27 protein-coding genes and 3 pseudogenes are annotated in these 25263 nt (G+C 54.9%); 20 read left to right on the forward strand and 10 right to left on the reverse strand.

Annotated elements, in window-relative coordinates:
* Positions 1-14: 14 nt before the first annotated feature.
* A complete protein-coding gene (locus ACA048_RS06535) occupies positions 15-1250 on the reverse strand; it encodes an aminotransferase class I/II-fold pyridoxal phosphate-dependent enzyme (RefSeq protein WP_497628421.1) in 1236 nt (411 codons plus the stop codon).
* Positions 1251-1450: 200 nt separating this feature from the next.
* On the opposite strand from ACA048_RS06535, the gene ACA048_RS06540 reads away from it, so the two are divergent.
* The 4 genes from ACA048_RS06540 (at position 1451) to ACA048_RS06555 (ending at position 6212) form a co-directional block, all read left to right on the forward strand.
* Positions 1451-2359 (forward strand): LysR family transcriptional regulator, encoded by a 909-nt coding sequence (locus tag ACA048_RS06540; RefSeq protein WP_497628422.1) that lies wholly within the window; start codon positions 1451-1453, stop codon positions 2357-2359.
* Between the two features lie 236 nt (positions 2360-2595).
* Positions 2596-3789 carry a CaiB/BaiF CoA transferase family protein gene (locus ACA048_RS06545; RefSeq protein ID WP_497628423.1) on the forward strand — a complete coding sequence of 398 codons (1194 nt, stop codon included), beginning with the start codon at positions 2596-2598 and terminating at the stop codon, positions 3787-3789.
* The gene (locus ACA048_RS06550; protein WP_497628424.1) at positions 3786-4712 is read left to right on the forward strand and encodes a hydroxymethylglutaryl-CoA lyase; all 927 of its coding nucleotides are present in this window, start codon (positions 3786-3788) and stop codon (positions 4710-4712) included. The genes ACA048_RS06545 and ACA048_RS06550 overlap by 4 nt, the downstream gene beginning before the upstream one ends.
* Positions 4713-4880: 168 nt before the next feature.
* Positions 4881-6212, forward strand: a complete 1332-nt coding sequence (locus ACA048_RS06555; protein WP_497628425.1) for an MFS transporter — start codon at positions 4881-4883, stop codon at positions 6210-6212.
* A gap of 88 nt (positions 6213-6300) precedes the next feature.
* On the opposite strand, the gene ACA048_RS06560 is transcribed toward ACA048_RS06555, so the two are convergent.
* A complete protein-coding gene (locus ACA048_RS06560) occupies positions 6301-6789 on the reverse strand; it encodes a DMT family transporter (protein ID WP_497628426.1) in 489 nt (162 codons plus the stop codon).
* Between the two features lie 77 nt (positions 6790-6866).
* On the opposite strand from ACA048_RS06560, the gene ACA048_RS06565 reads away from it, so the two are divergent.
* The 5 genes from ACA048_RS06565 to ACA048_RS06585 all read left to right on the forward strand — a co-directional run bounded on the left by ACA048_RS06565 (position 6867) and on the right by ACA048_RS06585 (position 10692).
* Complete coding sequence (locus ACA048_RS06565; RefSeq protein ID WP_497628427.1) at positions 6867-7778, forward strand: LysR substrate-binding domain-containing protein; 912 nt, start codon at positions 6867-6869, stop codon at positions 7776-7778.
* A 63-nt stretch (positions 7779-7841) separates the two neighbouring features.
* Positions 7842-8480, forward strand: a complete 639-nt coding sequence (locus ACA048_RS06570; protein WP_150782166.1) for a LysE family translocator — start codon at positions 7842-7844, stop codon at positions 8478-8480.
* Between the two features lie 18 nt (positions 8481-8498).
* The gene (locus ACA048_RS06575; RefSeq protein ID WP_497628428.1) at positions 8499-9848 is read left to right on the forward strand and encodes a sensor domain-containing protein; all 1350 of its coding nucleotides are present in this window, start codon (positions 8499-8501) and stop codon (positions 9846-9848) included.
* A gap of 116 nt (positions 9849-9964) precedes the next feature.
* Complete coding sequence (locus ACA048_RS06580; protein ID WP_497628429.1) at positions 9965-10123, forward strand: KGG domain-containing protein; 159 nt, start codon at positions 9965-9967, stop codon at positions 10121-10123.
* Positions 10124-10188: 65 nt separating this feature from the next.
* Positions 10189-10692, forward strand: coding sequence for a DUF4142 domain-containing protein (locus ACA048_RS06585; RefSeq protein WP_497628430.1), 504 nt, complete (start codon positions 10189-10191; stop codon positions 10690-10692).
* 53 nt (positions 10693-10745) lie between these two features.
* Here ACA048_RS06585 and ACA048_RS06590 read toward each other — a convergent pair whose 3' ends face one another.
* From ACA048_RS06590 to ACA048_RS06600, 3 genes are all read right to left on the reverse strand, one after another.
* Positions 10746-11156: a low affinity iron permease family protein gene (locus ACA048_RS06590; protein WP_497628431.1), complete on the reverse strand. Its 411-nt coding sequence runs from the start codon at positions 11154-11156 to the stop codon at positions 10746-10748.
* Positions 11157-11396: 240 nt separating this feature from the next.
* On the reverse strand, positions 11397-11921 hold the full coding sequence (locus tag ACA048_RS06595; protein ID WP_497629814.1) for an AidA/PixA family protein: 525 nt from the start codon (positions 11919-11921) through the stop codon (positions 11397-11399).
* 124 nt (positions 11922-12045) lie between these two features.
* Positions 12046-12549, reverse strand: a complete 504-nt coding sequence (locus ACA048_RS06600) for an inclusion body family protein (protein WP_090181110.1) — start codon at positions 12547-12549, stop codon at positions 12046-12048.
* 349 nt (positions 12550-12898) lie between these two features.
* Between ACA048_RS06600 and tam the strand changes: the two genes are divergently transcribed.
* Positions 12899-13669: a trans-aconitate 2-methyltransferase gene (tam, locus tag ACA048_RS06605; RefSeq protein ID WP_497628432.1), complete on the forward strand. Its 771-nt coding sequence runs from the start codon at positions 12899-12901 to the stop codon at positions 13667-13669.
* Between the two features lie 186 nt (positions 13670-13855).
* Here tam and ACA048_RS06610 read toward each other — a convergent pair.
* Positions 13856-14044, reverse strand: a pseudogene (locus ACA048_RS06610) (short-chain dehydrogenase); the annotation flags it as partial.
* Positions 14045-14376: 332 nt separating this feature from the next.
* Between ACA048_RS06610 and ACA048_RS06615 the strand changes: the two are divergent.
* The 4 genes and pseudogenes from ACA048_RS06615 to ACA048_RS06630 all read left to right on the forward strand — a co-directional run.
* Positions 14377-14679, forward strand: coding sequence for a hypothetical protein (locus ACA048_RS06615; RefSeq protein ID WP_497628433.1), 303 nt, complete (start codon positions 14377-14379; stop codon positions 14677-14679).
* 141 nt (positions 14680-14820) lie between these two features.
* Positions 14821-15795: a hypothetical protein gene (locus ACA048_RS06620; RefSeq protein WP_497628434.1), complete on the forward strand. Its 975-nt coding sequence runs from the start codon at positions 14821-14823 to the stop codon at positions 15793-15795.
* Between the two features lie 512 nt (positions 15796-16307).
* Positions 16308-17024 (forward strand): thioredoxin fold domain-containing protein, encoded by a 717-nt coding sequence (locus ACA048_RS06625; RefSeq protein WP_497628435.1) that lies wholly within the window; start codon positions 16308-16310, stop codon positions 17022-17024.
* Positions 17025-17066: 42 nt separating this feature from the next.
* Positions 17067-17162, forward strand: a pseudogene (locus tag ACA048_RS06630) (IS66 family transposase); the annotation flags it as partial.
* 202 nt (positions 17163-17364) lie between these two features.
* On the opposite strand, the gene ACA048_RS06635 reads toward ACA048_RS06630, so the two are convergent.
* Positions 17365-19209 (reverse strand): hypothetical protein, encoded by a 1845-nt coding sequence (locus ACA048_RS06635; protein WP_497628436.1) that lies wholly within the window; start codon positions 19207-19209, stop codon positions 17365-17367.
* Between the two features lie 326 nt (positions 19210-19535).
* On the opposite strand from ACA048_RS06635, the pseudogene ACA048_RS06640 reads away from it, so the two are divergent.
* Positions 19536-19807, forward strand: a pseudogene (locus tag ACA048_RS06640) (hypothetical protein); the annotation flags it as partial.
* 585 nt (positions 19808-20392) lie between these two features.
* Here ACA048_RS06640 and ACA048_RS06645 read toward each other — a convergent pair.
* A complete protein-coding gene (locus tag ACA048_RS06645) occupies positions 20393-20854 on the reverse strand; it encodes a helix-turn-helix domain-containing protein (RefSeq protein ID WP_497628437.1) in 462 nt (153 codons plus the stop codon).
* Positions 20855-21065: 211 nt separating this feature from the next.
* Here ACA048_RS06645 and ACA048_RS06650 point away from each other — a divergent pair, with 211 nt between their 5' ends.
* Genes ACA048_RS06650 through ACA048_RS06665 form a run of 4 tightly spaced genes read left to right on the forward strand, consistent with a single transcriptional unit; the run spans position 21066 to position 22700 of the window.
* Positions 21066-21464 carry a DUF6957 family protein gene (locus ACA048_RS06650; protein ID WP_497628438.1) on the forward strand — a complete coding sequence of 133 codons (399 nt, stop codon included), beginning with the start codon at positions 21066-21068 and terminating at the stop codon, positions 21462-21464.
* A 39-nt stretch (positions 21465-21503) separates the two neighbouring features.
* The gene (locus ACA048_RS06655) at positions 21504-21950 is read left to right on the forward strand and encodes a hypothetical protein (RefSeq protein ID WP_497628439.1); all 447 of its coding nucleotides are present in this window, start codon (positions 21504-21506) and stop codon (positions 21948-21950) included.
* A gap of 29 nt (positions 21951-21979) precedes the next feature.
* Complete coding sequence (locus tag ACA048_RS06660) at positions 21980-22360, forward strand: hypothetical protein (RefSeq protein WP_497628440.1); 381 nt, start codon at positions 21980-21982, stop codon at positions 22358-22360.
* A 49-nt stretch (positions 22361-22409) separates the two neighbouring features.
* A complete protein-coding gene (locus ACA048_RS06665; protein ID WP_497628441.1) occupies positions 22410-22700 on the forward strand; it encodes a hypothetical protein in 291 nt (96 codons plus the stop codon).
* A gap of 42 nt (positions 22701-22742) precedes the next feature.
* Here ACA048_RS06665 and ACA048_RS06670 read toward each other — a convergent pair whose 3' ends face one another.
* Positions 22743-23000, reverse strand: coding sequence for a hypothetical protein (locus ACA048_RS06670; RefSeq protein WP_497628442.1), 258 nt, complete (start codon positions 22998-23000; stop codon positions 22743-22745).
* 215 nt (positions 23001-23215) lie between these two features.
* On the opposite strand from ACA048_RS06670, the gene ACA048_RS06675 reads away from it, so the two are divergent.
* Positions 23216-23725: a hypothetical protein gene (locus tag ACA048_RS06675; protein WP_497628443.1), complete on the forward strand. Its 510-nt coding sequence runs from the start codon at positions 23216-23218 to the stop codon at positions 23723-23725.
* Positions 23726-23946: 221 nt separating this feature from the next.
* Here ACA048_RS06675 and ACA048_RS06680 read toward each other — a convergent pair whose 3' ends face one another.
* Entirely contained in the window at positions 23947-25056 is a 1110-nt protein-coding gene (locus ACA048_RS06680; protein WP_497628444.1) for a hypothetical protein, read from the reverse strand.
* Positions 25057-25263: the final 207 nt, after the last annotated feature.

Here is a 25263-nt window from a genome sequence, read left to right on the forward strand (position 1 = left end):
ATCTTCCTTGGTGTTCAGTCGCCGACATCCCCGGCGGTTGTGCATAAAAGCTCAGTGACGAGCTCACAAAAATGGCGGATCAGCATGGGTTCCATGTCGGCCCGTAAAGTGATTTTCAGAGCAGCCTTGCCTTGTGCGACCACCGGAAAAAACACCGCCGAGGTAAAGAAGCCGAGATTGGCCAACTCGATGGCGATGCGGTTGGCCAGCGTCGCTTCACCGCAGTGGATCAAGCGAATCGCCATGTTGCTGCCGTGCTGTGCGGTTCGGATCAGGCTGTCAAAGAGCCGGATATTAACCTGAAGTTTTTCCTGCAACGCGGCAAATGCCGGCGTTTGATGCAACTGGATGGAGGCTATGCCCGCACCGATGGCCGCGCTGTTCAGGCTTTGCGACCAATTGCTGGGGCCGCCGTAGCGTTGAATCAGCTTTTTCTGCCGTTCATTGCCCAGCATCACCAGCCCGCCGCTGGCGCCAAAAGACTTGGCCAATGAGGCAACGATCAGGCCGTCATCTTCCAGCGCCTGAAACCTGGGGCGCACCAGGCCGGCACCGAATGTGCCAACGGTGGACAGCGCATGGGAGTCGTCGAGGTAGAGAAACAACCCATAACGGTCCTTCAGGTACAAAAGACTGTCCATGTCGGCGACCCCGCCCATGCTGTACGCACCGTCGGCAACGTACGCGACCCTGGTGTTTTGCTGGCACTGGGTTTCCAGAAAGTCCATGTCGTTGTGCGGACTGGTCACGACCCTGGTTTCATCGGCGCAGGCGGCTTTGAGGTGATTCATCGAGTAGTGCGCCAAGCGGTCAAACACCATCACCGGCGGCCGGTTCTCGGTGAACACGCCGCTGGCCAGCAGCGGCAGGATGCCGGCACTCGCCGCGCTGCACGACAAGGTGCTCAGGCAGGTGGCGCCGAACAACGCTGACAGCTCGGTTTCGTACTGTTCGAGGATCGCCAGTTTGCAGCGGTTTTTTGAGTTGGCGACGCGCAGGGTGCCGGTTTCCCACAAGGTGGTCATGGCGCCGTCGAGCAGATCGGGATGGTGATCCAGGCCCAGGTATGAGGTGGTGCAGAAGTGATGAAACGCGCGTCCGTGCTGGTCAACCATGCGGTTGCTGCTTCTGATGTCGACATTCAGTCCCGCGACTTTCCCGGTTTCTGCGACCTCCCAGTCGTGATCGGCCAGCGCGATCAGTTTTCGATAGTTGGTGAAGGTATTTGCCGCGTGCGTTGTCTGGTCCATTTGAAGTGTCTGTCCTTGAGTGGTGAAGCCGTCCGTGTGTGTTGCCAGACTTTACAGAGTGCGACATTGACGCTGAATCGGCCGTTTCCGCTTCGGTTGAGTGTTACAAGAGATTTATGTGTAGGGCGATGGCGGTGTGGATGTGGGGCAAAACCCGGTTATCCTGCCCATTCAGCCGCACAGAAGTCATCGAGCCCTCCATGCTGCAAAAAAGCCTGATCCGCCGTCTCGACCTGATCACCCTCCAGCTGTTCGTCGCCGTCCACGAAGAAGGCACGCTGACCCGTGCCGCCGTGCGTGAAGCCATCGCGGTGTCGGCGGCCAGCAAGCGCTTGATGGAGTTGGAAGAGGTGCTGGGGATCAGCCTTTTCGTGCGCCAGGCCAAAGGCATGACCCTGACGCCGGCCGGCGAAACCTTGCTGCACCATGCCCGACAGATGCTGTTCAACGTTGAAAAAATGGGCCTTGAACTGGGCGAACACCGCCACGGCATTCGCGGCTATGTGCGCATGCTCGCCAACCTGTCGGCGATCATTCAGTTTTTGCCCGAAGACTTGCGGGACTTTTCCGAGCGCCATCCGCAGGTCAAGACTGACCTTGAAGAACGCCCCAGCGGCGGGGTGATTCAGGGGGTGCTGGACGGTGTGGCGGACCTCGGTATTTGCTCCATCGACAGCGACATCAAAGGTTTGCACAGCGAGCTTTACCGGCAGGACAAGCTGGTGGTGTTGATGCTGCCTGATCATCCGTTAGCCAGCCGTTCGAGCCTGGCGTTTGCGGACACGCTGGACAGCGATTACGTCGGTTTACATGCCGCCAGTTCGATCAACATGCGCACCCATGCCGCGGCGCGCCAGGCGGGCAAAGTGTTGCGGTTGCGCATTCATGTGCCGGGTTTCGATGCAATGTGCCGGATGGTCCAGGCCAATATGGGTATCGGGATTTTGCCGCAGAAGGCTTATGAGTTGTTTGGCCGGGCGTTGGGGCTGCACGCGGTGCCGCTGACGGATGAGTGGTCGGATCGGGCATTGATCATTGTGGTGCGGGATGAAGCGGGTTTGTCGCCGGTGAGTCGGATGTTGTTTGAGCAGTTGCGCGGGGCGGTCTGAGATTATCGTTGGTAGGGCCGGCCTCATCGCGGGCAAGCCCGGCTCCCACATTGGATCTCCAGTGTTCACAAAACCACTGTAGGAGCAGGGCTTGCCCGCGATGGCGGACCTGAGGTCGCGGCAATCTCCCGGAGCGTTCGCATTTCACGAACGCCCGTTGCCAACTGAAGGTTGGATTCCTCACCCCACGCTCCTCTAGCCTTGGCACCTATTCCAAGAACAAGAGGTACCCCGCGATGACTGCCCCACTGAGCGCCATCAAAGTGATCGAGATCGGCACATTGATCGCCGCACCTTTCGCCGCGCGCATGCTGGCCGAGTTCGGCGCCGAGGTGATCAAGATCGAAGCCATGGGCCAGGGCGATCCCCTGCGCAAGTGGCGAAAGCTGCACGAAGGTACGTCGCTGTGGTGGTACCTGCAATCGCGCAACAAGAAGTCGCTGGCGCTCAACCTCAAATCCCCCGAAGGTATCGAACTGGTCAAGCAACTGGCGACCAGTGCCGACGTGCTGATCGAAAACCTGCGCCCTGGCGCGCTGGAAAAACTGGGCTTGGGCTGGGACGTGTTGCACGCCCTCAATCCCAATCTGACGCTGGTGCGGATTTCCGGTTATGGCCAGACCGGCCCCTACCGTGATCGGCCGGGTTTCGGTGCGATCGGCGAGGCCATGGGCGGAATTCGCTACACCACTGGCACCCCCGGTTCACCGCCAGCGCGGGTGGGCGTCAGCCTCGGCGATTCCCTCGCGTCGCTACATGCGGTGATTGGCGCCTTGATGTCGTTGCTGCGGGTCAAGACCGGGCAGGGCGGTGGGCAAGTGGTCGATGTGTCGCTGGCCGAAAGCGTATTCAATGTCATGGAAAGCCTGGTGCCGGAATACGACATGCTCGGCCATATTCGCGAGCGCAGCGGTGGCGCCTTGCCGGGCATCGCCCCGTCCAATACCTACCTGACGGCCGATGGCGCTTATGTGGTGATCGCTGGCAATAGTGACCCGATCTACAAGCGCTTGATGGAGGTCATCGGTCGGCGCGATCTGGCTGATGCAGCGGAGTTCGCCCATAACGATGGCCGTGCGTTGAAAAGTAATGTGCTCGACGCCGCGATCACCCACTGGACCAGCAGCCTGCCCATCGACGCTGTGTTGTCGGCGCTGGAAGCCGCCGAAGTCCCCGCCGGGCGCATCTATTCGGTGGCCGATATCGTCGCCGATCCGCATTATCAGGCGCGGGACATGTTGCTCAGTGCCGACCTGCCGGGCGGCGCCAAAGTGAAGATGCCGGGCATCGTGCCAAAGCTTTCGGAAACCCCCGGAGGGGTGAACTGGTCGGGGCCAAGCCTGGGTCAGCACACCGACGGGATTCTCGCTGGGCTGGGCCTGACGGACTCCGATATCGAACGCCTGAAAACTGAAGGGGTGGTGCAATGATCACTGACTTTTCCCAAACCCTGATTGTTCAAGAAGTCTCACCGCGCGACGGTTTGCAGATTGAGCCGACGTGGGTCGAAACCGCCGACAAGATTGCCCTGATCGATCAGCTGTCGCTGGCCGGTTTCAGCCGTATCGAAGCCGGCTCGTTCGTGTCGCCCAAAGCCATTCCGGCGTTGCGCGATGGCGAGTCGGTGTTCAAGGGCATCACCCGGCAACCGGGGGTGATCTACGTCGCGTTGATCCCAAATCTCAAGGGTGCGCAACGGGCATTGGCGACGCAAGCCGATGAGCTGAACCTGGTAATGTCCGCCAGCCAGACCCACAACCTGGCAAACATGCGCATGCGCTGCGAAGACTCGTTGGCCGCGTTCGGCGAGATTGTGCACTACATAAAGGGCATTCAGGTGCGACTCAACGGCAGCATCGCCACCACCTTTGGCTGCCCGTTCGAAGGCAAGATTGATGAGGATCGCGTGCTGCAAATCGTCGATGCCTATCAGGAACTCGGGATTCAAGGCATTACCTTGGCCGACACCACTGGCATGGCTAATCCGCGACAGGTTGACCGCTTGGTCCGTCGAGTCTTGCAACGGGTTGCGCCTGCGGATTTGACCCTGCATTTTCACAACACTCGCGGCCTTGGCTTGTGCAACGTGCTGGCGGCCTACGAGGCCGGTGCCCGACGGTTCGACGCGGCGCTTGGCGGGCTCGGTGGTTGCCCGTTCGCGCCGGGTGCTTCGGGCAATATTTGTACCGAAGACTTGGTCAACCTGTGCGATGAAATTGGCATCCACACCGGCATCGATCTGCCGCTGCTGCTGCGCTTGTCCCGAGGATTGCCCAAGCTGCTGGGCCATGAAGTGCCCGGCCAACTGGCCAAGGCCGGACGCAATTGCGACCTGCACCCAACGCCCTCCTGACCACACCGAAATCCCTGTAGGAGCCGAGTTTGCTCGCGATGACAGAGACACATCCAACATTGATGTCGACTGAACGACCGTTATCGCGAGCAAGCTCGGCTCCTACGCAACTCAACCAGACAACAAAAACAATCGGACACCCACGGGAAGTCCGCCTGGAGAACCACCATGAGCCTCAATGTACTGGAGGCGGGCGCGAGCCCGTCCGTTAGCCACGACGAAGAAAAAGCCCTGGTCAGCAAGGTCGCCTGGCGCTTGATGCCACTGATCATGGTCTGCTACCTGTTCGCATTTTTCGACCGCATCAACATCAGCTTCGCCAAGTTCCAGCTGCAAACCGACCTGAGCCTGAGCGACACCGCTTACGGCCTCGGCGCCGGGCTGTTTGTGGTCGGTTACGTGCTGTTCGAAGTGCCGAGCAACATGATGCTGTACAAGGTCGGTGCGCGGCGCTGGATCGCCCGGATCATGATGTCCTGGGGCCTCGCCACTGCCGCCATGGTCTTCGTCAACAGCGAATGGCAGTTCTACGCGCTGCGCTTTGTGATTGGCGCGATGGAGGCCGGTTTTGCGCCGGGGGTGCTGTATTACCTGACGCTGTGGTTCCCGCAGCACTATCGCGGACGCATTACATCCATGCTGTTTTTGTCCTCGGCGTTTGCCGGTCTGGTCGGCGCACCGTTCTCCGGGTTGGTGCTGCAACACCTCGATGGCTTCCTCGATATGCGCGGCTGGCACTGGCTGTTCCTGCTCGGTGGCGTGCCGTGCATCGGCCTCGGCTTACTGGTGTTGACGTTGCTCAAGGATCGCATCGAAGACGCCCATTGGCTGACGCCGTCAGAGAAGACGCTGCTGGCCAGCCGCATTGCGCAACATGAGCCGCACAAGAGTGGCGGCTCGCTGCTTGCCGCGCTGCGTATTCCGGGTTTCCTGACGCTGGGGTTGATCTACTTCCTGATTCAAGTGGCGTCCTACGGCTTGAATTTCTGGGCCCCGCAACTGATCCGCAGTGCGGGCACCGAAAGCCCGGTGATGATCGGTTTGCTGACTGCCATCCCTTACATTTGCGGCGCGATCAGCATGGTAGTGATCGGGCGCTTGTCAGACTCCACGGGTGAGCGTCGCAAGTTTGTCGCAGGGCTGGTGGCGGTGGGCGCGGTAGGGTTCTTCTGCGCCGGGATCTTCGCCAACCACACGACCTTCCTGATTGTTGCGCTGGGCTTGCTCGGAGCCGGGATCATTGCGTCAATCCCGAGCTTCTGGACCCTGCCGCCAAAATTGCTGGCCGGTGCCGGCGCAGGGGCTGCGGGCGGGATTGCGGTGATCAACACCCTCGGTCAGTTCGGCGGCATCGTCAGCCCGGTGATGGTCGGACGGATCAAGGACCTGACCGGCAGCACCACTCCCGCGCTTTACGTAATCGGCGTTGCCGCGTTGATCGCCGTTGCGTTGTTGATGTGGGGGTTGCCGCAGAAGCTGCGCACGCTCGACAAGTTCTAAAATCTGCGGTGCTAGGTAGACCGCTTTCGCGGGCAAGCTGCCCGCGAAGACGGACTGAAAGCCGACATTCTACTGTCAGTTGTCCCCTTCAACCCGCCGCCACCAAACCCTTGGCCGGCGTCCCACTGAACTGAATCAGCGCTACCCCCGCGACCAACAAAACCGCCCCAATCACCTGCGGCAATGTCATCTGCCGCTCCACCAACCCAAACAACCCAAAGTGATCCAGCACCAACGACGCCACCACCTGTCCCGCCAGCGCCAAAGCAATAAATCCCGACGCCCCGAGCTTGGGCAACAGCATCAGCGCCAACGAAATAAAACACACCCCAAACGCCCCTCCAGCCCACATCCACAGCGGCGCCTTGGTGATGAACGCCAGCGATGGCAATGGCAATCGCAGCGCCACAATAATCGGCAACAACACCACAATACTCACCAGCAATGACGCGAGCGTCGCCCACAACGGATGGCCCAAACCGCGCGTGAGGTTGGCGTTGATCGCGCTCTGAAAGGGCACCACCGCCCCGGCAATCACGGCCAGCAGCAACAAACCGGCCCAATGCAACGTACTCATGATCGTTCTCCAACAGGTTTTGCTGGACTCTAGAGTATTCGTCGCGCAGATTTAAATTCCAAATTGCTATCCAGAACATGCATCAGATGAATGATCTACGGCGCATTGACCTTAACCTGCTGGTGATCCTCGACGCCTTGCTCAGCGAGCAGCACGTGACCCGCGCCGCCGAGCGCCTGCACCTGAGTCAGCCTGCGGTCAGCCACGCCCTGGCGCGGTTGCGCGACATGCTCGGCGATCCATTGCTGGTGCGCGCGGGGGCAGGTCTCGTTGCCACTCCGCGAGCATTGGAGCTCGTCGCCCCGTTGGCCGAAGCGCTGGCCCAGGTGCAATCGCTGTTGGCGCCGAACACCTTCGATCCGGCTACCGCCAAGCGCAGCTTTCGCCTGGCGATGTCGGACTACGGCGCCGCGATTGTCTTGCCAGGGCTGATTCGAACCTTGCGCCGGGAAGCGCCCGGTATCGACCTGCAAATCAGCCACGCCAGCCGCGAAGGCATGCTTGATGGCGTGCTCAACGGCGACATCGACGTCGCGGCGGGCGTCTTTCCAGAGTTGCCGAACGAGTTACGCAGCACCCCGCTATTCGAAGAGCACTACGCCTGCCTCGTCGACCGCAACAGCCTGCCCGCTGACGGAGTCCTCGACCTGCCAACCTACCTCGCCCGACCGCATGTCTTGCTGGAAATGCGCGGCAGCGGCACCCCGGAAATCGAACGGGCTCTGACGGCATTGCGCGAGCGCCGTCGCGTCGCCATTAGTCTGCCGCACTGGAGCGTGGCGCCGGAATTCATCAGCGGCACGGATTTGATTCTGACTGTGGCGTCGCGTGGGCTGCGCGACATTGATGAGCGGTCGTTGGTGGTGGTGCCACCACCGTTTCATATTCCATCGTTTACGTTTGTGCTGGCGTGGCACAAGCGGCGGGGCGGGGATCAGGCGTTGAATTGGTTGAATGGGCGGATTGGGGACGTGATAGCGCGCAGTTGATGATTGTGGCGCGGGCTGGGATAGACTGGCGCCCATTCACCAAATAGTTCAAAAGGACTTCCCATGACCCCATCGCTGCTAATGGCTGTTCTCGCCTCGGGCTTCATCTACGGCATCACGCCGGGGCCAGGTGTGTTGGCGGTGTTCGGCATTGGCGCGGCGCGCGGTCGGCGGGCTGGGGCGGGGTTTTTGTGCGGGCATTTGCTTGGTGATGTGGTCTGGTGCAGCACCGCGTTGATCGCGATTGTCGGTGCGAGGGAAATCGGCAGCACGGCGTTCGATGTCTTGGGCGTGCTCAGCGGTCTCTATTTGTTCTGGCTCGGTTTGCGCGCCGTGCGGGCGAAACGCAGCAGTGCCGAGGCGCCTCAAGGCCCGGCTCGCCAGCCGTTCTGGCACGGCATTCTGTTCGGTCTGACCAATCCCAAGGCTTACCCGGTGGCGGTAGCCACGTTCACGGCGCTGCTGTCGAGCCGCGCGGAGCTGTTGCACTGGTCGATGCTGCCGTGGCTGATTGTCCTGAGCTTCGTCGGTGGCCTGATCGCCTACGCTATTCTCATCGGTATCGTTGGTGCGCGGCAGGTTCGCACCCTGTATCAACGCCACGAACTGGCGATCACCCGGTTGTGCGGGGTCATGTTTATCGGTTTTGCCATTAACGCCCTGGCGCACGCGTTGCCGGGGCTGGTCACGAACAAGGCTTGAGGCCACATGCAGGGCACCATGGCAAACAGAAACTCCGCGCCGTTGGCGAGCTACATCGACCTGTTGCTGGACGCCGTTTGTGCGGTCGACAAGCAAGGTCGCTTCGTTTTTGTCAGTGCGGCGTGCGAGCGCATTTTCGGCTACACCCCCGACGAACTGATCGGCCAGCCGATGATCGACATGGTGCATCCCGGCGACCGCCAGCGCACCCTCGACGCCGCTCGGGAAATCATGGGCGGCGAGCCCAAACTCAACTTCGAAAACCGCTACCTGCGCAAGGACGGCCAAATGGTGCATATCCTCTGGTCGGCGCGCTGGTCGGAAGTCGATCAGTTGCGCATCGCCGTGGCCCGGGACATCACCGAACGCAAGCAGGCCGAATCTCGGCAAGCGGCGTTGTATGCAATCTCCGAGGCGGCCCACGCGGCGGAAGATTTACTGACGCTGTTCAAACGCGTTCACTTGATCATCGGTGAATGGCTGCCCGCACTGAGTTTCTCCGTGGCGCTGTATGACGAACACTGCGCGCAGCTGAATTTCCCTTATCACGTCGACGACGATGAACTGCAACCCGAGCAGCCTGGCACCATGACCGGGCGCCTGTGTGCGGAAGTGATCCGCAGCGGTCAGCCGATTTTACTGTCCTCGGAACAGGACCATTCGCACGCAGGCTTCGAGACGTCAGTTGAAGGCCCGAATTCGCCGTGCTGGCTGGGTGTGCCATTGAACTCGAAAAACGGCACCATCGGCGCGCTCATCGTCAAAAGCGTACCGGGGGGCGAGCGCTATACGGAGCAGGACAAGGAACTGTTGCAATACGTCTGCGCTCAGGTCGCGACCGCCATCGAGCGCAAGCAATTGCATGCCAGACTGCAGCAAATGGCGCAGTACGACCAGCTGACTCAACTGCCCAATCGCGGGCTGCTGCGTGATCGTCTCAAGGCTTCATTGGCGCTGGCTCGGGCAGAGGGCGGGCGCATGGCGTTGCTGTACGTCGACCTCGATCGTTTCAAGGACGTCAACGACACCCACGGCCATACGGTGGGCGACATGCTGTTGCAAGCGGTGGCCAATCGACTAAAGGGTTGCGTACGTGAAACCGACACCGTGGCACGCATCGGCGGCGACGAGTTTGTGGTGTTGTTGCACAGCATCCACGCTTCGGAAGACGCCGACAGGGTGTCGGAAAAAATCCATCAGGTGCTGGCGCAGCCGCTGCGTCTGGACGGGCACAGCCTGAACATCCTGATCAGCATCGGCGTCGCTCATTTTCCCGAACACGGCACCGAAGAACAGCAGTTGCTAAGGCATGCCGACGAGGCCATGTACACAGCCAAACGCCAGCATCATCTGCGGCTCGAAGTCTGAAACTGCGCCGCCGTTCGTCGCGGCGTTTTCAGCTTTTCTAAACCTTTTGGGGCTCCTCGATTCTGATTTTATGCGGGCTGTTGCTCGCCTGGATCATAACCAAGAGGTAGAGAATCATGCCTAACTCAAGAAACTCGAACTCGGGAAACTTCGCCAACGATCGAACGAAAGCGTCTGAGGCCGGTCGCAAAGGTGGGAAAACTACCACCACGACTGTTGATAAAGACTCTTCGAAACCCGAAATGGGCCGCAAAGGTGGTCAGAAAACCAAGTAGTGGTGTTAATTGAGAGGCGGGGGTGAAAGCTCCCGCTTGAATTTTTTTACAAGGAGGGCGCGACCATGAACAGGATGGCCACCCGAATACGTCATGCAGGTTTTGTCACGTTACTGGGCCTGTATGCCAGCAGTGCTTTTGCCCAGTCCCCCGCAGAATTCATCAACGATGCCTCGGCCCAAGGCATGGCCGACATTGAAGCCAGTCGACTGGCACATCAGAAAACCGAATCCAAAGAGGTCAAGGACTACACCGTCGTCGTCATCAATGACCGCACTACCGCCAACCAGCACCTGGCGAAAATCGCCAAACAACTGGATTTGCCAGTGGCCCCGCGGGAAGCAGTGGTCGACAAGGCCAAAGCCTTGATGCCACAAGTGATGGACGGTGCAACCTTTGATCAGGCCTACGCCGCGAATCAGGTGAAAACCACCCAGGCAGCCATCAAACAACTTCAGCAGGAAGCGCAGACCACCGACGTTCCGGAAATCAAAGCCTTCGCTGAAGAAACCCTGCCCAAACTGCAAGACCATCTGCAAATGGCCAGGGCGTTGCGGGCCGGTCGCTAGTGGCATTTAAAGCAAACGGCGCGTGACTCACATCACGCGCCGTTTTATTTTGCTCAGCACTCATTCAAATTCTGTTTGCGCTGGCTCGACGTCGCCAGCCCCGCCAGGTCATGCACCTCTTTTTCGCCCATGGCGCGATAGTGCTTACGCAGTGCCTCCAATTGTTTGAGGTCCAGTACCTCCAGCCCCAGCATCGCGTTCTGCGCCTCCTCGTTCACCCGCAACAATTCATCGATTTTCAAATGCAGGATGTCGGTATCGCGGTTCTGCGTGTTCTGGATAAGGAACACCATCAGGAACGTGATGATCGTGGTGGACGTGTTGATCACCAGTTGCCAGGTGTCATTGAAACCAAAAATCGGCCCACTCAAGCCCCATAGAACAATAAGAAGCAACGCCGCCATAAATGTCTTGGGACTGCCGGCCCACAGGGCGAGTTTCTGCGAGATTTTTGCGAATTTCATTGCCGTGTTCCTTATAGGGATGCGCCTGAATTTCAGACAGCGACGGCATGTTGAAAATTCTACTTACGTTTCCATATTCGGCGGCGATACGTTTTTTTTAGCAGCTGGCGAAGCCTGCGTCTGGCTGCGCAGCAGTCGTGAAATCATGCGACGCGGTACTTCAGTAACACCGAGAGCTCAGGTTTTACGACTGCTTCGCAGCCGAACGCAGCTTCGCCAGCTGCTACAAGTTGCGTTTATTCATAGGGTAATTTCAACCGCCCAACTGAAGTAACCCAACGCCTCGCAGCTTGTATTGATCAGCATGAAGTTCAGCTCACACGCCTCCACCCCGGAGGACAGTCGCGTGCATTCCCAATAATGGTCGTCAGCCTGATGGCGACCCGGCTCGGTCGGGTTTGCAGGGTCTGGTGCAGGCACCGTAAGGTTGCCATGGACCACCAATTTCGGCGCTGACAGTACACCGGCATCGCCCACCGACATTTCGTAAAACACCACGCTGTGTTCGGCGAGCAAACTGACGGTTCTTCCACGGATATGGAACGTTGTCCCGTTATCCGTGTTTAACGTCATATTGCTGTCATTACTGGTACTTATCTGGCCGCCGATCCCGAAGATAAAACCGTCCTCGATCACTGTCGGCAGTTGCGGTTTGAGGCTGGGTTGCGGATAGCGTGAAAGTAACGATTCGGCATCGACGATCAGCAATACGTTGTTCGCGGTCACGACGCTGGATGAAGGGGATTTGATCGGTTCGGAAGTCATCATGGATTCCTTTCATGATGTTGGCACATGAAGGCAGCCGCTTCGGTTCATGCAAGACATCCCGTTCCTGTCGAGGCGGCAACTTGCGTGGCAAGCCCCTTGTTGCCAAGGGGCCAGACTCTCGTCAATTACGAATGGTAATGAACGGGTCCCACGAACAGCAGCCGACGATCTTGCAATCGCGGTCCACGATCAGGAAGTGGAAGTGATAGGTGACACTGCCGCACGAAAGCGTTTCCGAAGACCAGTAATGGTTATCGACTTTCTGGCAGCTTGGCACAGACGGGTTGCTGGTATTGGGGACGGCGACGCAGGCGGTAGCCTTGCGCGGCGTGGGTGTGGAGATCAGTTCGTTGCCGACGTTGCCAATGAATTTGTAGAAAATCACGGCGGTCTCGAAGCTCTGCGACAGGCTGGTTTCACGCCAGCGAATCAAATCGCCCACCTGGGCTTTCAAGTTGAGTTCACCACCGGCCTGGCCATTTATCACGTTGTCCCGGTTGGTGACCATGTACACATGATTGACGTCGATCAGCGTGGGTGAGGCAGGGTTTTTGCTGATGTTCGGGTAGTTTTTCAGGATGGTTTCAGTGTCGATTGAAACCAGTACATCCGTAACTCGAGACATAGTGAAGCTCCTTTTTCATAGTGAACGCCTGGCATCTTTCCAGGCTCAACAACGATTGTTTGCCTTGCGGTCGTTGCGCAAACACTACGGGCGGAATCCACCTGTCACGGGCATGAGCTGGCCTTGCTCCTTGCGTGCAAACCAACAGGTTCGGGTTCCTTCCGACGGGCCGCGATTGGACTATAGATGCGATATTCTGACTGTCAAAATCGCGTTATGGCTGGATCGACGAGCGGTCGATGTGTTGTGTTGGTCCAAGGTCGGGATAGAGCCGCGCGCCCCGGTCGAGGTATCGTGTCGAACCGGTTGTCTGCCTCTGGCTACAACAACGCACCGACAGGAGAACGCAATGAGTTGCTCCGCCAAACAATACGTCGCTTTTGAAGATGAACGCACACGCCCGGCACGAGACCTGCTCGCCGCTATCCCGCCCGTGGACGCGCGCTCGGCCATCGACATCGGTTGTGGCCCCGGTAATTCGACCGAGTTGCTGGTCGAGCGCTTCTCCAGCGCCACGGTGCGTGGCGTCGACAGTTCGACCGACATGATCGAAGCCGCTCGCAAGCGCTTGCCAAACGTGCGATTCGACACCGTTGATATCGGAACCTGGAACGATAGCGGCCCGTTCGACGTGATATTCGCCAATGCAGTGTTGCAGTGGCTGCCTGATCACGCGACGTTACTGCCGTCGTTGGCCGCCAAATTAACCCAGGGCGGCAGCTTGGCCATTCAGATGCCCGACAACCTCAACGAGCCGTCCCATCGCCTGATGCGCGAAGTGGCCTCCGAGGGGCCGTGGGCCAGCAAGCTGGCGGACGCCGCGGGGCAACGCACGGAAATGGCGAGTGCCAGCGATTACTACTCGATGCTGCGACCGCACTGTGCGCGCGTCGATGTGTGGCGCACCACCTACCATCATCCCTTGGCGGGCGGTGCGTCGGGCGTGGTCGAGTGGTTCAAGGGCAGCGGTTTGCGGCCGTTTCTTGAGCCGCTGGATGATGCGGAAAAGGCGCAATACCTCAAGCAATACCATGCTGCGATAGAGCAGGCTTATCCGGCGTTGAGCGATGGTTCGGTGCTGTTGCCGTTTCCGCGGTTGTTTATTGTCGCGACTCGGTAAGAACACACTGAACCTGTGGCGAGGGAGCTTGCTCCCGTTGGACTGCGTAGCAGTCCCCTTCTTTTTGGGTGAAGAGGGGGCCGCTTCGCAGCCCAGCGGGAGCAAGCTCCCTCGCCACAGTGATACATCACAATAGTCGGCCATGAAACGCAAAGGGCGCCCCGAAAGGCGCCCGCTATCACGTCTGGATGGTTCCGCATCCATGCGTCGAGCGATGACATCCAGCACATCGCAACCGTCGCGCAAGGGCACGCAGCAGAGCAATGCAAAATCGCTGAGGATGACCGAGTCAGTCGTGATGTCACCTTGCATTGCGAGGTTTTCGAGGACCTGCGTCACGGCCCGAATTCTGTAATTGGCCGTGCTGAGCAGTGCCGGAGCACGTCGACTGGACCTAAAGCTAACTCGAAAAACCTAAACTCAAACTCCATGAGTTGGGCCCTTTTTAGGGGGCTTCCCAAAGTGATGCCTGACAGCTTTGTGCCAAGGTCTTCAAAGGCTCCTCAGAGCCGCCTGTAGCGTATGAGATATTGAATAGCCATCATCGGCTGTGTTTAACTTATCGCTCGTGGGCGTGCATCAATACCACGAAAAATCGCGGTGGATCGCCGAAGATGATGGGAAGGAACCTGCAGTAAGGTCCGGCTTCGCCTATTCGAAGGCCGCAATCTGCCGCCGCATCCATTCAGAAAGAACTAAGGAAAGATATGCTAGCCAGCTTCAACATGTCGGACGAACGGGCGATCATCGGTGGTTACAAATCGCAAGGCTTGACAGACGCTGACGCGATCTACTCGCAGAAGCAAATGTTGCTCAAAGCTTTCAAGATGACCAAAGTGTTTGCTTGGTTCTTCATCGTATTCGGTGTGCCACTGCTGATCTTCATCATTCCAGGCATCTTTTTTATTGGTGCCGGTATTTTCATGCTGTTGCGCGCCAACAAGAAGATCAAACTGATCGAACAGGCAACTGAGACATATTGCCGCGAAATCGGTGTGCAACCGGTCTAACAATTTACACAACATTAGCGTCCCTTAGTTTTTGTATAGCTTCCAAGCCACATGCCCGCTGTATTGCGGGCATGTGAGCGCGGCTGCCTCCCAACTAAAAAACGTCAACAATCACTGTGACTCTTTTCAGGAATCTCTCAGATGCGCTTCAAAACGCTCTCTGTATTGGCATTGGCTATCACCCTCGCTGCCTGCGGGGACAAAGAAGACGAACACTCCAAATCCGCCGCGCATTCGCCTTCCCAGCCCATGACTCAAGCGGAAATAAACAAAGAGAAAGCCCGAAGAGTATATAACCCTACCCCCGAAGAGCGCGCTCAAGACGAAGCTGAACGTATGCAACGGGAGGCGAAGTTGCATGAGGATGACCCCGTAAGCTGGGCGCTGCCGTCGCCGAACAGCCAGCCCGACTTCAGTCAGTATGTAGAGCTGAAGTCCGGGACACAAATGCTCTACATCTACAATGGCAACAAAGAAACTCCGGATGATGCGCTGACCCTCGCCAATTCCTTTCGCTACGACCTGCGCGAGCAATACGACCTGGGCGATGAAAACCTCAGAAACATTTTGCAGAAGTTCGCGAGCACAAATGACCAGTTCAGCCAACGCGACATTGCTAAAAGTCTAGAGCCAATTTTCAGCAAACATATCCGCGATAGCCTCAACACCCGTTACGTAATGCTCGATATGCCACAAGCAATCCCGCTGTCGCAGTATGATTTCGACAAAAATGGATTCAGCTACGCACCAAGCGCTTTTAACGCCGTCAACACCCAATCGGCACATGAGCAATCCAGTTCTTACGCTTACGGCAACGAAGTAAAGAACAGGGGCGACATAAAGTTCGGAGATAACTCCTCCTACGCACTAACTTTCAGCAATGGTCAACAATTCAACTTCATCCCGGTTGAAGACGAAGCCGCCGCGCGAGTGCTCGAAAGCTATGTGAAACAACGCAAACCTTACACGGTCAAGGTATATGGCTACGTCGATTCGTTGATTCAAGGCAATGACAAAAAAACCGATCGCCAACGCACCACTGTTGTAGCTATTCAAAAGCTAGTGGTTGTAGATGCGGAACATCCGAGTACTGTGTTAGCGACCTTGAGTCACTGAACCGTGCGCTGAAGCCTTAATCAGGCACCCTGCTTACCATTCATTGCGTCATCGAGCGCCTGCTTCGGATTGTCGTTGCATCAACCGTTCTTGTAGATCGTCCAGGCCGGCTCATTGAGTTGGCCCGTCGGCCAGGCGATGTAGCGCACCTCAATACCCTTGGTCTTGAAGTCAGGCAAAGGGGGCGGCTCATGCGCAGCGCGCTGCGTTCTAGGTACCTCTCCAGGCCCTTAGCTGATTCAGACCACTGAAATGCGGGCCGATCACCGTGTCATTGAAAATTGATAGATCCCGAAATGCCGCTTTTAACAACTGACGTCCAAGCAGGGTTAAGTCAGCGGCGAATTTATCAATCAAAAGCCGGTGGTTTATGTCGGTGCCATTGATGTGCCACTGCTGGTGTGGTGAAATCAAATCACTTGTGAGTTCAGCTAATTTATTCGTACCAGCTACTGAGATGGATCTATTCAATTTCACACTAACTTAGGCAGCTTAGCCATTGTCAAGTTGAGATGTACTTTTCTTCAAGCTCAACTAAATACAAGTGGTTTGCTGAAATACTCAACCTACAATTTCGGAGGCGCGACTTTCGCGCAACATGGATGATTTTACCAAAAAGTTCGTTCTGCCTAGCTGGTCTCGGTCTTGTCGCAATTCTTGGTCTCACTTCACCGCCTGCCCAAGCTGAAGGTTTCGGCAGCTTCCTTTCTGAATTGACCCAGCCACCGGTACCCAAGCCGGCCCCTCAATTTCGGTTTTATCGGGATGCCCTGGGAACGCTGAAGGCGGAAGACTATATCTCCTTCAGTCCATCCAATCCCAAGGCACACGTCTATGTGTTTGCCGACGCCACCTGTCCGTATACTCGAGAACTGCACAAGTCGGTGCAGGAGATCAACGCCCGGGGTGTTGAGGTGCGTTACCTCGCTGCGCCGTCGGGGGAACTTAATGGTCCGGCCTGGACGCTTTACAAGAACATCTGGTGCAGCGACAACCCGAAGCAGGCGTTCGATGACGCTATGAAGGGTAAGCCTGTGAGGGCGCAGACTTGCAGCAAAAACGACTTGCGCACACTAGGTGCTCAGGATAACGCCCGTAGGACTATTAACATTGCCAAAACCCCAACGACTTTCTTCCAAGATGGTGTTTGGTCGATAGGCTCAGAGGCCGCCAAAGGTTTACCAGAACGTGCCATCCTGGGGGCCAGGATAATGGCAAATCAGCACTAACTCGGCTAAAGCTTACATGCGTTAAACAGAATAAAATTTCCACAAGCCGTGCTGACGCACGATGTCGTCCACGCCACCGAAACGCCGGTACAAATGCTGGCGCCTGGCGCAAATAAAGCGCATCGCGCTTACGTCTGGCCATGTTCGGTTTATCGCTCACCCCTTCGAAGACACGGCTGATTGAGTTTGGTCGTTTTGGTGGTTTTCGTTCAGCGGTCTGCCGTCTAAGGCGGCAAGCCCTCAAACGGCGCAGCCAGCGTAATAGGCTTCAATGGTCACGCTACGGACGCCTTGAGTGACAGGCGCCCCAAAAAAAGCCCCCATTCAATGGGGGCTTGGCTTAGGTTTTTGGTGACAGTTTTCGATACATTCGACGCGCCCAATATTGACCGGCAGCGGGATATCTAATTAACGCAATAATCAGCGCCCAACCCCAGATTTTCGGAACCATAACTCCCACGGCTGTAAGCGTCATCATCACTTCAACAACCTGGCTATAGGACGTCACATTTTCGAAGTTTAATCCTGCGTATGACGCCGGGAAAATCGCCATTAAGAAAGCGAGTATGACCATGCCTGGAATGGACAGAACAAGGCTTGCCATGACGTTTTTATTCCAATCCCAGAGGCGGGGGAAAAGAAGCGGAAGCGCAATTTTGTTGAATAAAATTGCACAAAATGGAAACAGCAGGGCTTGGAAGGGCCACGTATTGTATTGGTACTGGTAGTACATCCACTTGAATGGATGGATGAATTTTTGAAAGACGAACATCGGATTTTTAAGTACCTCGCTGAGGCTCAAAATCCGTGCTTCCTTCTTCCACTCCCCTAAAGGTGGCATATCAGATGCAATGTAGGCCACCAAGTAAAGCGTGAAAAGAAGGAGCGTTAATATCAAACTGAATTGGAAAATTCGTCCCGGATTGAAGATCTTTTGATTCTCTTCGATGTAGGTTTTGGCTTTCGCCCGCCCGTTTAAGAATTCAGTGGCTTGGTCTTCACTGATCACACCGCGCCGCACCGGTGTCGACGCAAACACCGGGTAAATCCCTTGCTCCACTTCAGTAATGAGCTCTCGAGCAATGTTGTTGCGTGATGCCTTTCCGACTGTACTAATTTTCTTCGAATCGGAAACGCCATCAATCGACTTCTGGAATTCCCCGGAAAGGACCCCGTCCAAATAGACCGGGATCAACGACTCCCCAATAAATTTACATTGTCCAACAGCCCCCTGGTACCCGACCGTTGCTTCGGAACCTATTGCATAACCTTTCCCAACGAAAATGTTTGGTTGGTCATATTTAGTCTCGTAGGTGGTGACATGGAAAACAGAATCCATCTCAGTTTTGTTGACTGCTTCCTTAAGAGAGGTCCGAAACCAATCCGGAATTGCACTACCCCAAGAGTAATCCACTGAAGTGCTTGCATAGACGTCCAGATGATACTCATACGACAAATCGCGGGCACCCTGACAAGTGCCGCAAGTGACCTGGCCACGTTTGCATGCGGTGCAGGGTAGCCGAGTAGTACCGCTACACCTGTCACAAGATCTCTTGCCAGTGGTTCCGCATGAGCCGCAAGGCGAGCCAGGTTTTCCTGTGCCATTGCAGCTACGGCAAAAAAGTCCGTCGCGCATGCCATTACCAGAACAATTATTGCAAGATGAACGACACGCTGTGTTTCCATATCCAGCGCATGTGGAACACGTAACCTTTCCGTCAGAGCAGTTTTTGCACGAAACCTTGGCTGTTCCACGACAAGTGGAGCAATCGCAGGTGCCTTGTCCGGAACACCCGTGGCAGGTCTCATTGCAATAAAAATTCTGGTCGTCACGTAGTAACGCGAAAGTACGTTCCTTTTTGAACAAGGCAGGCTCATCTACCAAACGGCCTAACATTTGCTCTCGGTAGGCCTTTCCTGGGTCGAGAAGCAGATAATTTTTTCGGGCGGCCAGTGCACGATGAAGATCTTCCTTGGAATAGGCGCCAACTGAGGCCCTACCAGATGGTTTACTCTCAATTTTGGTGGAGTATTCCGCAGTTACCGTGTAGGTCAGGTCCGCTTTGTGCGTCTGTATGTTCTCAACAGTAAATGGACCGGTAGGTGGTGCGTTGTAAGCATCCTGAACCTTGGCTTTCAGAACGTTGATGATTGCCTGCCCTGTGATGGGGGACTGTGTGCCCATTTTCTATCCTTAATGAGTAATACAGTGTAGTGGCATTGTGTCAGCAGTGGCGTTTTGAGCTTTTACCCGAAAGTGGCGGGTTATTCACTAGGAAAGTGATATCGACTGCTTGTATTTTTTGAGTGCGCGAAGTCGCTCCCACGCATTGCTTTACCGATGGCAGGACCGCTCAGGCCCCGCTCAACAAACGGATTCGCCAGAACTGTTCGTGCCTCCTCAGCCGCGCCTAGTAGATAAGTCCTCTGTGGATATTCACGGTCCTCGAAGCCTGCCCCCCACGCCTCCATCTAGCATGCGGCAACGAACGACTCCAGCTGTGCTGGGTTGTTGATGAGCTGGCCGGCGACCAACAGTCACGTCTGAAGAGCCGTTGGGCCGCGCTGGAAAAGGTGGTCGGGGCGGAGCCGCGGATTCAAAGCGTGGCGGCGGATCTGGTCACACACTTTGAGGAGCCTAATCAGGGGCTGGTGAGCATGGGGCAGATGCTCGGCAAGGCCATGGTGGTGGGCAGGAGTCTCGAGATCTGTGTGCACCTGTACAACGAGATCGTCGCACTGGGTCCGGAGTGGCACGACGAAGATCCCAGAAAGGCGCGATTTAAGTCATCATGACCGGCAGCGCGTCGGACAAGGCCGCTTCTGACCGTTTGGCTTCACACGAAAATACAAGCCATGACCATCAAGCTCCCAATACTCCTTGGTTTCCGGCTCTAGACTAGCGAGCGCGGTGTCAGATATGGGGCGTTATTTGATGTCCGCACGCTTCATTTGTGTACACCAGAGTTAGTGTTTTTTCAGTGTGCAGCTGGGTGTACACCGATCACAACCGTATGGGGCATCAACGAAAATCATGTGGACACAAAAAAACCGGCTCAGAAGGCCGGTTTCGTTGGTGTTCAGCTGCTCGCCGGTATATGCGGGATCATGCTGGAACAAGGAAGTGGAGCGGGTGAAGGGAATCGAACCCTTATAGGACAGATCCGACACCAACCTGTGTAGGTGTGTAGGTGGCTCACGCAATCAAGCCATTGATTTACGTGCCTTGCAGGTCTCGCTCATCCGAAATTATCTATGTTCACAGGTGAGCAATATGCAGATCGTCTGGAGGATTCATGTGAGTGACCCATTGCACGGTGGAAAGCTGCAAGGAGCGACTCAGTTCACTGAGCTTTCCGTCTTACTCTTCAACCTCCCGGCTCTTCATTCCACAGACGTCCCACCGTGGTTTTTGCGTAACCGAGCTCATCTGCAACCTGACGCTGAGTGAATCCTTTAGCTTTTAGCACTTGAATCGCTCGCCATTTTTCTCTTGCAGCTGTCAGTTTCCGAGCCTCAAGTTCCAATGCCTCCGCTGGCGGTATTTCATCAGCTAGATCTAGGCCTTCGAGTTCAGCAATTGCTGATAGCAGAATCTCTCTGGGCGTTCCCCTTTGCTTAGCCGCATTCACCATGGCAAAGAAGGAGGTAGGTTGAACATTAAGTGCGCTTGCTAAGTCCTCCATGACATCGACTGTCGCCGTAATTTTAGCCGTTTCAAGCAGGCTCACATGAGACTGCGCCACTGCCCCAGAAATTGCCTTCTGAGAGAGATCTTGACGGTTACGTAACAGCTGAAGGACAGCCGCGAACGGGCGACGCAACGACATTTGCCATCTCCATAAAAAAAGACGGTATGCCTCGTTTGCTTTGCCCCGTTCAAATATATATATTGATTGTTGCGGGGCAAAAAGCGGCGCCGTATAAAAAAATACTGGGCCACAGCAACTCACCCCAAGATTTCAGGGGCTTCTATCACTAAAGACCGGTGATTACCTAGCCCTAACAATTTTCATGAATTGTCACTTCAGAGGAATACCGGTGACCGATCTTTCACCAAGCAGCGAGCTACTTTCCGGCCCCGGCGAACCCCTGCATGGAGCGTTAGGCTCAGACGAAATTCTCATCGGACTCGTGCAAGCTCAATTCCCCCGCAAGCCGTATTGCTTAGTCGAGGACTGGACAATCTTCAAGGTTGACGCCACAGAGGACGAACTGATCAAGATCCACGCAGCCGGTCAGTTACCTATGATCGCTTTCGCTCACAACGTCCTGTTTGATAGCCAGAGAAGATTTGATGTCGGCGATTGGGTGCGTTCCACGCTAGCGATTTCGTTTGAAAACGGTTTTCTTTTTGAAACCAGGAATACGGTTTACGTGCTCAAGGGCCCAGGCCATGAGAAGAAAGCGAGTTTGGAAACAATCTTTTCTTTTTTCTAATCCAGTGGCTGCGGCCGTTGCAAATACTAGAGATTCGACATGTTCAGAACACAAGACAGCGACCTTTTAGGAGTACCCGGAATGTTCGGGGCAGGCCTGGCTCACTGGCACACCGTGTCGCGAGTGCTCCGAATGCACTGGTACTACGTCACTGTTCATCATGAGTTGGAAGGTCGACAGGTCGAGTACGAGTTGATGATCAACGATGAACATCAGCTGGAAGCGGTATTGAACTCCAAAGATCCCACAATGGTGGTTATCGGTGCCCAAGTAGTAATCCCAGCCTACATGAATGGGGGAGGGATACCGAGTATGGAACCACTTACCAGGGTGTCTGTGGGGGAAGATGAACTTGAGTGCGTCGTTTGCATTATCGAAGTGGAAACCGGTGCCGTGTACCACGACTCGCATCGTAAAGATTTCAACCGAGCATTGGTTTCCAATCTGAAAGAAATTTTCCACTCAAGTCGCATTCGTCCAGTCTGAAGCTGACCACGGCCAAACGGAGCTTTCGTATGAGCGGTACCGAAATGACGTTTCACAGCAAACGACTATCAAATTTCGATCTACTTCGAATTCATAAGGCGCAAGCGCAAGGTTTTGATCTTCCAGTGACGGCTTATCTGAATCATGTGGCCATCGTTGGTAAAAGTGCAGTGGGAGTCGTCTTCGGCCACGTACGGAAAGGCCCATTCGGTCGCTTCGATGATGGTCATTACATGCATACCTCTGACATCATTTGCGCTCGGCGTGAAGGTCGATTTTGGGTTCTCAATACACTGAACTCGCGATACGTCATCGCGACATTTCAGCGTGACATCGGCCGGCAAACTCTGCGCGACTTTCTAAAAGTATCGAGCCAGGAGGCTCACGAGCCACCCCATTCGATTCAATGAGTTTCTCACTCGTGCCCTCGCAGACCTGATTCAGCGTCCAGGAGGCTTTATGGCAATCAAACCTTTCAAAAAGGGCGAAGTCATTTGCATTCCATCTGGAGTATTTGAGAACTATCACCGATTCGGGCCATTCTTGGTTGAGATGGACTTTGATCTCAACGAATTCGTAACCACCGTCAATCATTCTCAAAAAAAGAGCTGGGAGATCGCGGAGTTAATGCACGAAATCTCCCGGATGCTTCTTGCTCAGGGCATTCTCTCAACGATCCCTTGTAGGAATATTCACTTAGGTGCGTTCGGCGAATGGCATATCAAGGAAGAGAACGACGATTACACCTAAAGCCTCTTCCACGTTAGTCGAACAGGGAAGGTACTGGCAACATCAGCCTGCATCAGGTACTGGCTCGATCCGAAGCACTTTGATTTTGCTTTGAGGACAAAGGAGACTTTCACCATCCTCTGCATAATTCTTCTTGGATTCGAAGGCTGCTTCGATTTCGCTGGAATTGCTGCAATCTTGATAATCATGCGTGTCGGTACTCACGTATTCATGATACATGCAACTCAATGCAGAGCCATTTACCCAGAAGCCGTCGGATATGGTCGTATCGATACGGATGAAGCTGATAAGAAATTTCATGCGACGCCCTTAAGAATTTGTTCCTGAACATAGAGAGTGGGCGTCGTGCACAAGGTCAATAATATCGATTATTGGCCAGCGGTCAATATTGAGCTGTATTGTTTGTGCTGCTTTTCACAACGCAGTACCATACTCAAAAATATTTTTGATTGGAGCTAAAGTATTCTCAGTTTTGAGCCGTTTAACAAATAAACATACCTTGAGGCTCAAGATATATGACTACCATCTCCTCGCAAGAATCTACTCACGCACATAATTTTCACCGAGGCCGAAAAGCCTACGAGATTTCAAGTCTTGTAGGTGCCTTTAGGGATGGAGACCAAGTCATACTAAAAATTGATGAGTGCGTCTTTCACTTGAGCCAAATTCAAGCCGATCTCCTCGCTCAAGGCTTTTTCATGTCAGCTCTACGCACCGATCTCGGGGAATTCGATATGGCATGGTGTAATGAGAAGATTCACAGTGTCAGTGCAATACCTAAAAAGACATCGCGTATGGGTATCAGGGAAGTCACGCTTTACACCCCGGAGGCAGACCACAGTTTTTTCGCGATGGGTTGGATCTACGAGGGAACAGGGGAGGATTTTGATTATCCCGCCAACGTGGTTTTCTTTAAAACTAGGCCGGATGGTGTTATCGAGTTCGTGAAGGGTAACGATGAATTTCTTTTGAGCTCAAAGCAGGCCGCTCAGCTCTGCTTAGAACTTGCAGATTCTTCCAGTTAACTTGGCACGCGTATCTGGAGTTCTTGGGGCAAGTACATCGAGTGGAGTGTCGGGGACGCCACATCGGATCAAGTCGCTGCTGTTCACGCGAAAAAGACTCTGTTCGCTTAACTGAAGCCCTACAAGTGCCTCGCTGGGGAATTGGATTGGCATAAGTATCGAGTTGAATGCTGGAGGAACCTTCGCTGAGCTTCAGCAAGGTTCCTCATTGGGTTTGGATGTTATGGGGAAGGACAACCAAGTAACGATGCCTCGCTGACAGCTTCGGAAAGTGGCTGTGGAGAGATGATTGCTTTCGTTGAGTATATTTGTATCTGATCAACCCACTGCGATACTTCAAGACCCAGCGTATATAGCTCCTTCTTGAGTTGCTCTACCTGTAGGAGCATCATCAAGCCATCTTCACTGCGGTTTTCAGAAGCCATGGCATAGTAACTGACGGTAATGCAGTAGTTTAAGATTGCGATCAACTCGTAGTAGTTGTTCGCCAAGCGAATGTGTCGCTCTTCCTGACCGCTAAGCAGAGTCATTTTAAACATCGAGCGTTCCTGTTGTGTATCTACAACATAGTCCGCGATGCTCAGTTTGGCGCAAAGATCGTTTAATGACTTCATGATCTCCAGGTAAATTCCGTCGTGATTTTTAGTTGGCTTACGGAGAGTTCGGTCTTTCAGTAGCTCTAAGGTCGGTAAAAAAAATGAGAGGTTATCTAATATATAATCCACTCGCCGGACGATATCTCTCATCACTTTTGCGTCCGCTTCCATTGCGCCCGTCGTGTGCGTTGAGTTACAGAAAACCGCTGAATGGAAGGCTTGGTTGATCTGGAGTTTTAGTGACACCTGGTGCGCCAGTTTGATAGTCCCCAATGACGCAATGTACTCAACTATTCCTTTTCGCTGTGCATGAAAAGCATCCAACCGGTTCTTCATGTCGGTCGCCTCTATCTGCGCCGCTGTCTGCTGGGTACTGTGCAACCTGCTAATGAAAACACCGACTGGAATTGTTAACGACAGCACTCCAAGTGGAAATTTACTTATCTCGATGAAGGTATCAAATCCTTTAGGAGTAAAGGATAGGGTGTAGGTCGACCAACAAGCGTAGCCTGCCGCGAGAAAATACAAGAATATCGTTGATAACCAGAACAGTAGAGGATATTGAGAGAACAGCCCTCGGCGAGGATTTAGATGGCATGCGAAATTGTAGAAGGTGAGGCTTTTGTCCTTTGATTGTACGGCAGCATGGGCAAAGATCACGGTGGTAAAAAAGATTGGCGCTAATGCCTTCATCATGTTGCTAAGGTAAATTAGATCCTGGATTTGCTGATTCATTTACGCTTCCTTTAGCTGGACAGGCATTTTGCCATATATGCGCCAAGGCAGCTTTCAGCGCAGCTGCAAAAAATGATCGGGGCATCCGAAAGAAGGCATGCGCATGATGACTTGGACTGCAGCAGCGGAAATGGATCGGTACAGGGCTCAGGCGCACTATGGTGGAGGTTCTTTTGGGCAACCTCTGAGAGAAAGCGAACACACTGA

This window comes from Pseudomonas sp. LBUM1659 (genome assembly GCF_059716045.1).